Origin of the sequence: Nocardia carnea, assembly GCF_029869215.1 — a bacterium.
GTDB lineage: Bacteria > Actinomycetota > Actinomycetes > Mycobacteriales > Mycobacteriaceae > Nocardia > Nocardia carnea_B.
Genome location: NZ_JARWPM010000151.1, coordinates 1 through 6,330 on the forward strand (window position 1 = coordinate 1; position 6,330 = coordinate 6,330).

Below are 6,330 nucleotides of genomic sequence, written 5' to 3' on the forward strand. Positions count from 1 at the left end.
CATCACCGCCCGGCCCCCCGGGGCGCCCGGCGCGCGTCCGGCCCGGGGCCGGATGCGCTGCGTACCCCCGCCGGGCCCGCGCTCTGGCGCAACAGATACAGCCTGAGCGCGTCAGGCCCGGAGGCGGTAGCGCAGCGTCACCACGGAGGGCCCGCGCTCAGGCGCAACAGATACAGCCTGAGCGCGTCAGGCCCGGAGTCGGTAGCGCAGCAGGAACAGCCTGAGCGCACCGCGCCCGATCCGGTCGGGGAACAGGGGAGGTGAAAATGTCCGAATCGCATACCTTGGTGTACTTCTCCAGCGCTTCGGAGAACACTCACCGATTCGTCGAGAAGCTGAATCTCCCGGCTCTCCGAATCCCTCTGCGCACCACCGACTCGCTCCGCGTCGACGAACCCTACGTGCTGATCGTCCCCACCTACGGAGGCGGTCGGCACGTCTTGGGTTCGGCTCGCTCCGATAAGGAATTCGTACCGCGCCAGGTCGCCAAGTTCCTCAACGATCCGCACAACCGCGCCCTGTTGCGCGGGGTGATCGCCGCCGGGAACACCAACTTCGGCGACACCTTCTGCTTCGCAGGTGATGTGATCTCCCGCAAATGCGGGGTGCCCTACCTGTACCGCTTCGAACTCATGGGAACCGCTGAGGACGTCGAACGCGTCCGAGAGGGATTGGGATTGTTTTGGCAGCAACAACGACAGCACCAGCAGGTATGACGGCCCGGCTGGAGCAGCCCCCGCAGCGCGCCGGCGAACCCGGTGAGGTCTTGGACTACCACGCCCTCAACGCGATGCTGAACCTGTACGGGCCGAACGGCGAGATCCAGTTCGACAAGGATCGCGAAGCCGCCCACCAGTACTTCCTGCAGCACGTCAACCAGAACACCGTCTTCTTCCACAACCTCGACGAGAAGCTCGACTACCTCGTCGAGGAGAACTACTACGAACCCGAGGTGCTGGAGCAGTACAGCCGGGCTTTCGTGAAGAAGCTGTTCCAGCAGGCCTACGCCAAGAAGTTCCGGTTCCCCACCTTCCTCGGCGCGTTCAAGTACTACACCTCCTACACCCTCAAAACCTTCGACGGGAAGCGCTATCTCGAGCGTTTCGAGGACCGGGTGTGCATGGTCGCGCTCACCCTCGCCGCGGGCGACGAGGTACTGGCGAGCAAACTGGTCGAGGAGATCATCGACGGCCGCTTCCAGCCGGCCACTCCGACCTTCCTCAATTCGGGTAAGAAACAGCGCGGTGAACCGGTGTCGTGCTTCCTGCTGCGTATCGAGGACAATATGGAGTCCATCGGGCGCTCCATCAACTCGGCGTTGCAGTTGTCCAAGCGCGGCGGCGGCGTCGCGTTGCTGCTCAGCAATATTCGTGAGCACGGGGCGCCGATCAAGAAGATCGAGAACCAGTCCTCCGGCGTCATCCCGATCATGAAGCTGCTGGAGGATTCGTTCTCCTATGCCAACCAGCTCGGGGCGCGGCAGGGGGCGGGCGCGGTGTACCTGCACGCCCACCATCCCGATATCTACCGGTTCCTGGACACCAAACGGGAGAACGCGGACGAGAAGATCCGCATCAAGACTCTCTCGCTGGGTGTGGTGATCCCGGATATCACCTTCGAACTGGCGAAGAAGAACGAGGACATGTACCTGTTCTCGCCGTACGACGTGGAACGTATCTACGGTAAGCCGTTCGCCGATATCGACGTCACCGAGAAGTACTACGAGATGGTCGACGACAAGCGGATCCGCAAATCGAAGATCAAGGCGCGCGAGTTCTTCCAGACCATCGCCGAGCTGCAGTTCGAATCCGGCTACCCGTACATCATGTTCGAGGATACGGTGAACCGGTCCAACCCGATCGCCGGCAAGATCACCCATTCGAACCTGTGCTCGGAGATCCTGCAGGTTTCCACGCCCTCGACGTACAACGACGACCTCAGTTACGCGCAGGTCGGCAAGGATATCTCCTGCAACCTGGGCTCACTGAACATCGCCAAGGCGATGGATTCGCCGGATTTCGCGCAGACCATCGAGGTCGCCATCCGGGCGCTCACCGCGGTCTCCGATCAAACCCATATCTACTCGGTGCCTTCGATCGAACAGGGCAACAACTCCTCGCACGCCATCGGACTCGGGCAGATGAACCTGCACGGGTACCTGGCGCGGGAGCGGATCCACTACGGGTCCGAAGAGGGCCTGGATTTCACCAATATCTACTTCTACACCGTGGTCTACCACGCGCTGCGTGCCTCGAATCTGCTTGCGCAGGAACGTGGTACGTACTTCGGCGGGTTCCCGGAGTCGAAGTACGCCAGCGGTGAATACTTCGACAAGTACACCGAGCAGGTGTGGGAGCCACAGACCGAGCGGGTGGCCCGGCTGTTCGCCGACGCCGGTATCCACATCCCGACCCAGGACGACTGGCGGCAGCTGAAAGCCGCGGTGATGGAACACGGCCTCTACAACCAGAACCTGCAGGCCGTCCCGCCGACCGGTTCGATCTCGTACATCAACCACTCCACCAGCTCCATCCACCCGGTGGCGTCGAAGATCGAGATCCGCAAGGAAGGCAAGATCGGCCGCGTCTACTACCCGGCCCCGTACATGACCAACGACAACCTGGACTACTACCAGGACGCGTACGAGATCGGCTACGAGAAGATCATCGACACCTACGCCGCCGCCACCCAGCATGTGGACCAGGGACTGTCGCTGACGCTGTTCTTCAAGGACACCGCCACCACCCGCGACCTGAACCGGGCCCAGATCTACGCCTGGCGCAAGGGCATCAAAACCCTCTACTACATCCGGCTGCGGCAGATGGCGCTGGAAGGTACCGAGGTCGAGGGCTGCGTGAGCTGCATGCTCTGATCGGCCCGCGGAACACGCAGTGGCGCGCAACAGCTTCGGTAGCTGGTGCGCGCCACGTGCTGTTCGTGGCTCAATCGCTCATCCACTGCGTCGCGTCGAGGCGGAACGCGTTCGGTGCGGCCACGGTGCGTAATCCGTCCTCCATCGCCCGCAGCTGTTGTTCGCCGAGTGTGTCCGCCCACTGGGCGCGTAGCCGGTCGAAGATCGCGGCCGAGCGGGCGAGCATATCGTGTCCGTGCGGGGTGAGGCGGATGAGGCGGCGGCGCGCGTCGGCGGGGTCGGCGGCGCGTTCGGCGTAGCCGAGTGCGATGAGCCGATCGACGGTTTTGCCCGCGGCCTGTTTGGAGATGCCGAGCCGGCGGCCGATATCGCTGGCGGTCGCCCCGTCGGGTCCGATGGCCTGCATGGCGAAGCCGTGGGCGGGCCGCGCGCCGGGGTGGCCGCCGCGCGTGAGCTCGGCGTGTAGCTCGTCGATGAGGGTGCGGAATCCCGCCAGCAGGAGCAGGGGGAGTTCGTAACCCGACCGGGAGTGATCCGCGTTCTCCCTGGTCATCGCACAACCTTGAGGTAATGGACAACCTGGTTTACTATAAATTCGTCAACCATGTTGTCCATACTAGGAGGCCGAGATGTTCGCCCCGCATACCGTCGACACCGCCCCGGAGGGTTCGCGCGCCGCGATGGCGGCCGTGGCCGGCGCGTGGGGTGGCGTGCTCCCCGACGCGGTCGCCCGGCTCGCCGCCTCACCGGAACTGCTGACCGGATTCCTCGACATGACCGCGCGATTCGACCGGTGCACGCTGGACCCGATCGCGCGGGAGGTGGTCATCATGACGGTCGCGGTACGCAACGACTGTCATATCTGCATCGCCCAGCACGCCGGGAAACTGCGCACACTCGGCGCTCCGCCGGAACTCGTCGCGGAACTGCGCGGGCAGCGGGCCCTCGACGACGAGCGTCTCGAGGCGGTCCGGACCTTCACCCTCGAGGCCATGGCCACCGCCGGGGCCGTGGATCCCCGGGCGGTGGAGGCGTTCGTTGCGCACGGCTACACCGAGCGCAACGCACTCGAGGTCGTCCTGGGCATCGGGACCTACACGATCTCGACCTTTGCCAACCGGCTGGTCCGGGCCGTGTAGTGCGGCGCGTCCGAGTATCGGCCGCCGGGGCCGCTGCCGGCCCGCCGCTGGTGCAGGACCATATCGGAGCCGATCTCCTCGCCAGGCCGGCGTTGACCAATTGCTATAGCGACAGATAGCATCAGTGGCTATATTGCGTATATGACCAGGACAATCAGTCAAGCCGAGCTACGCAACGGCAGTGCGGGTGTGATGGATGCGCTGGAAGCGGGTGAGGATTTCGTCATTACGCGCAACGGACGACCTGTCGGGGAACTGCGGCCTATTGCGCCGCGGAAGGACCTGACGACGGCCGAACTGAAGAAGCGCCTCACCAGGTTTGCGGCCAGTGCGAACGCCGCGGGTGAACGGGCGGAAATCGACGCCGCTTTCGGAGAGGACAGACTGGATGACTGAACCGGGAGTCTTGTTCCGCCACCCGGTCGGCCTGCTGGATACTTGTGCACTCATCGATCTGCCTACCATCGACGACGCGGACCTCCCGATCCAGGCGAAGATCAGCACCGTGACGCTCGCGGAGCTGGGGCTCGGCGTAGCGCTGGCATCGGATGCGGAAACGCTGGCGCTGCGAACCGAACGGCTCCTCGAGGTCGAGCATGCTTTCGACGCACTGCCCTTCTCCGCTACGGCGGCGCGCCGATTCACCTCGATGGCGAAGCTGGTAATCGCGGCGGGACGAAACCCCAAGCCACGCAAAATGGATTTGATGATCGCGGCGATCGCCTCGTCGAACGATCTGCCGTTGTTCACCCGCAACGTGGACGGCTTCAAGGGCTTGGATCCGTTGCTGACGGTGGTCGCGGTCTGAGGCCGGGCATCGGAGAAGCGAGGCTGCGCGCGGGGGCGGCCTCGCTTTCCCCGGTTGCCCGGTCAGGTGAGTGCCGGGAGGATCTCGCGTTCCAGGAGTTCGATACCGCTGGTGTCGTAGGCGGCCTCGGGGAAGTTGAAGATGGCGTAGCCCAGGCCGCGGTCGCGGACGGCGGACAGTTTCTCGACGATCTGTTCCGGGGTGCCGACGGCAGCGCCGCCGTTGGTCAGGTTGTCGATATAGGCGCGTGCCTTCTCCTCGCCCAGCACCGGGGCGATCCGCGCCGCGTTCTCGGCTTTGCGCTGCTCGACCTCGGCTTCGGTGGCGCCGATGACGACATTGAAGTTGGCGCTGCGCACAATGGCGTCGAAATCGGTGCCGACGTCGGCGCAGTGGTCGCGCAGGATCTCGGATTTGCGGGTGAACTCCTCGGGCTCACCGGCGAAGTTCGTGTAATTCGCGTATTTCGCGGCGATGCGGAGGGTTTTCTTCTCGCCGCCACCGGCGATCCACAGCGGAATCCCACCCTCCTGGACCGGTAGCGGACGCACGATCGCGCCGTCGACCTGGTAGTACTTGCCGTCCAGGGTGGCGGTGCCCGTGCTCCACGCCTGCCGGAAGATCTGCACGCCCTCGTCGAGGCGGCCCAGCCGCTCCCCGGCGGTGGGGAAGCCGTACCCGTAGGCGCGCCATTCGTGTTCGTACCAGCCGCCGCCGATACCCATCTCGGTCCGGCCGCCCGAGATCAGATCGACGGTCGCCGCGACCTTCGCCAGGTAGGCCGGGTTGCGGTAGCTCATCGCCGTACACATCTGCCCCAGCCGCACTCGCGACGTGGTGGCCGCGAAGGCCGACATCAGGCTCCACGCCTCGTGGGTGGCTTCCGCGCTGGGCTCCGGAACGGTGTGGAAGTGGTCGTACACCCACAGCGATTCCCACACCGGGTTCGCGTCGGCACGGGCCGCGAGATCCCGCATCACCTCCCACTGCGCGGCGGGTTCGATACCCACCAGATCCAGCCGCCAGCCCTGGGGGATGAAGATTCCGAAGCGCACAGCACTCTCCTCAGTTGTCGGGCCCGTGGGCCGGATGAGACATACCTCGTTGTCCACTGTGTCGGGCTATCGACGGCCGGGCAATTATTCGGCGCCCGGCGCGCGAAATCGGTACCGGGCCGGCCGGCCGCCGAGCTCGGGGCCGCGCCGGCTCTTGACTACGACGTAGCGTCACACCGCACGCTGGGACACATGAGGATCAGCGAATTGGCCGCGGCCGCCGGAACCACCCCGCGCGCCGTCCGGCACTACCACCGACTGGGCCTGCTCCCGGAGCCCGCTCGCCCCGGCAACGGCTACCGCGAATACGGCATGGCCGAGCTGACCCGGCTGATGCGTATCCGGTGGCTGGCCGGCAACGGCCTGCCGCTCGGCGCGGTGGCCGCCCTGTTTGGGTAAGAACACGGTGGCTCGGAAACCCAGGTTATTCGGGGGCCAGTAACGGCGGCGGCCGCC

At 65.2% G+C, this 6,330-nt stretch carries 8 protein-coding genes; 6 read left to right on the forward strand and 2 right to left on the reverse strand.

Annotation, left to right across the window (positions count from 1 at the left end):
* The first annotated feature begins 266 nt into the window (after nucleotides 1–266).
* Together nrdI and nrdE are read left to right on the forward strand one after the other, a co-directional pair.
* Nucleotides 267–716: a class Ib ribonucleoside-diphosphate reductase assembly flavoprotein NrdI gene (gene nrdI, locus QH276_RS10095; RefSeq protein ID WP_280401130.1), complete on the forward strand. Its 450-nt coding sequence runs from the start codon at nucleotides 267–269 to the stop codon at nucleotides 714–716.
* Nucleotides 713–2,872, forward strand: a complete 2,160-nt coding sequence (nrdE, locus tag QH276_RS10100; RefSeq protein WP_280401129.1) for a class 1b ribonucleoside-diphosphate reductase subunit alpha — start codon at nucleotides 713–715, stop codon at nucleotides 2,870–2,872. The genes nrdI and nrdE overlap by 4 nt, the downstream gene beginning before the upstream one ends.
* Before the next feature lie 70 nt (nucleotides 2,873–2,942).
* Here the strand turns inward: nrdE and QH276_RS10105 are convergent, their stop codons facing one another.
* Complete coding sequence (locus QH276_RS10105; RefSeq protein WP_280401128.1) at nucleotides 2,943–3,425, reverse strand: MarR family winged helix-turn-helix transcriptional regulator; 483 nt, start codon at nucleotides 3,423–3,425, stop codon at nucleotides 2,943–2,945.
* 76 nt (nucleotides 3,426–3,501) lie between these two features.
* On the opposite strand from QH276_RS10105, the gene QH276_RS10110 reads away from it, so the two are divergent.
* From QH276_RS10110 to QH276_RS10120, 3 genes are all read left to right on the forward strand, one after another.
* Nucleotides 3,502–4,011, forward strand: a complete 510-nt coding sequence (locus tag QH276_RS10110) for a carboxymuconolactone decarboxylase family protein (RefSeq protein WP_280401127.1) — start codon at nucleotides 3,502–3,504, stop codon at nucleotides 4,009–4,011.
* 141 nt (nucleotides 4,012–4,152) lie between these two features.
* A complete protein-coding gene (locus QH276_RS10115) occupies nucleotides 4,153–4,407 on the forward strand; it encodes a type II toxin-antitoxin system Phd/YefM family antitoxin (protein WP_280401126.1) in 255 nt (84 codons plus the stop codon).
* Nucleotides 4,400–4,819 carry a type II toxin-antitoxin system VapC family toxin gene (locus QH276_RS10120; RefSeq protein WP_280401125.1) on the forward strand — a complete coding sequence of 140 codons (420 nt, stop codon included), beginning with the start codon at nucleotides 4,400–4,402 and terminating at the stop codon, nucleotides 4,817–4,819. The genes QH276_RS10115 and QH276_RS10120 overlap by 8 nt, the downstream gene beginning before the upstream one ends.
* 62 nt (nucleotides 4,820–4,881) lie before the next feature.
* Here the strand turns inward: QH276_RS10120 and QH276_RS10125 are convergent, their stop codons facing one another.
* Entirely contained in the window at nucleotides 4,882–5,874 is a 993-nt protein-coding gene (locus tag QH276_RS10125) for a TIGR03560 family F420-dependent LLM class oxidoreductase (protein WP_280401124.1), read from the reverse strand.
* Nucleotides 5,875–6,066: 192 nt separating this feature from the next.
* On the opposite strand from QH276_RS10125, the gene QH276_RS10130 reads away from it, so the two are divergent.
* The gene (locus QH276_RS10130) at nucleotides 6,067–6,273 is read left to right on the forward strand and encodes a MerR family transcriptional regulator (protein WP_432278787.1); all 207 of its coding nucleotides are present in this window, start codon (nucleotides 6,067–6,069) and stop codon (nucleotides 6,271–6,273) included.
* The last annotated feature ends 57 nt before the right edge of the window (nucleotides 6,274–6,330 follow it).

Coding starts and splice junctions, on each gene's coding strand:
- nrdI (WP_280401130.1), top strand. CDS start 267: ATGTCCGAATCGCATACCTTGGTGTACTTCTCCAGCGCTTCGGAGAAC.
- nrdE (WP_280401129.1), top strand. CDS start 713: ATGACGGCCCGGCTGGAGCAGCCCCCGCAGCGCGCCGGCGAACCCGGT.
- QH276_RS10105 (WP_280401128.1), bottom strand. CDS start 3,425: ATGACCAGGGAGAACGCGGATCACTCCCGGTCGGGTTACGAACTCCCC.
- QH276_RS10110 (WP_280401127.1), top strand. CDS start 3,502: ATGTTCGCCCCGCATACCGTCGACACCGCCCCGGAGGGTTCGCGCGCC.
- QH276_RS10115 (WP_280401126.1), top strand. CDS start 4,153: ATGACCAGGACAATCAGTCAAGCCGAGCTACGCAACGGCAGTGCGGGT.
- QH276_RS10120 (WP_280401125.1), top strand. CDS start 4,400: ATGACTGAACCGGGAGTCTTGTTCCGCCACCCGGTCGGCCTGCTGGAT.
- QH276_RS10130 (WP_432278787.1), top strand. CDS start 6,067: ATGAGGATCAGCGAATTGGCCGCGGCCGCCGGAACCACCCCGCGCGCC.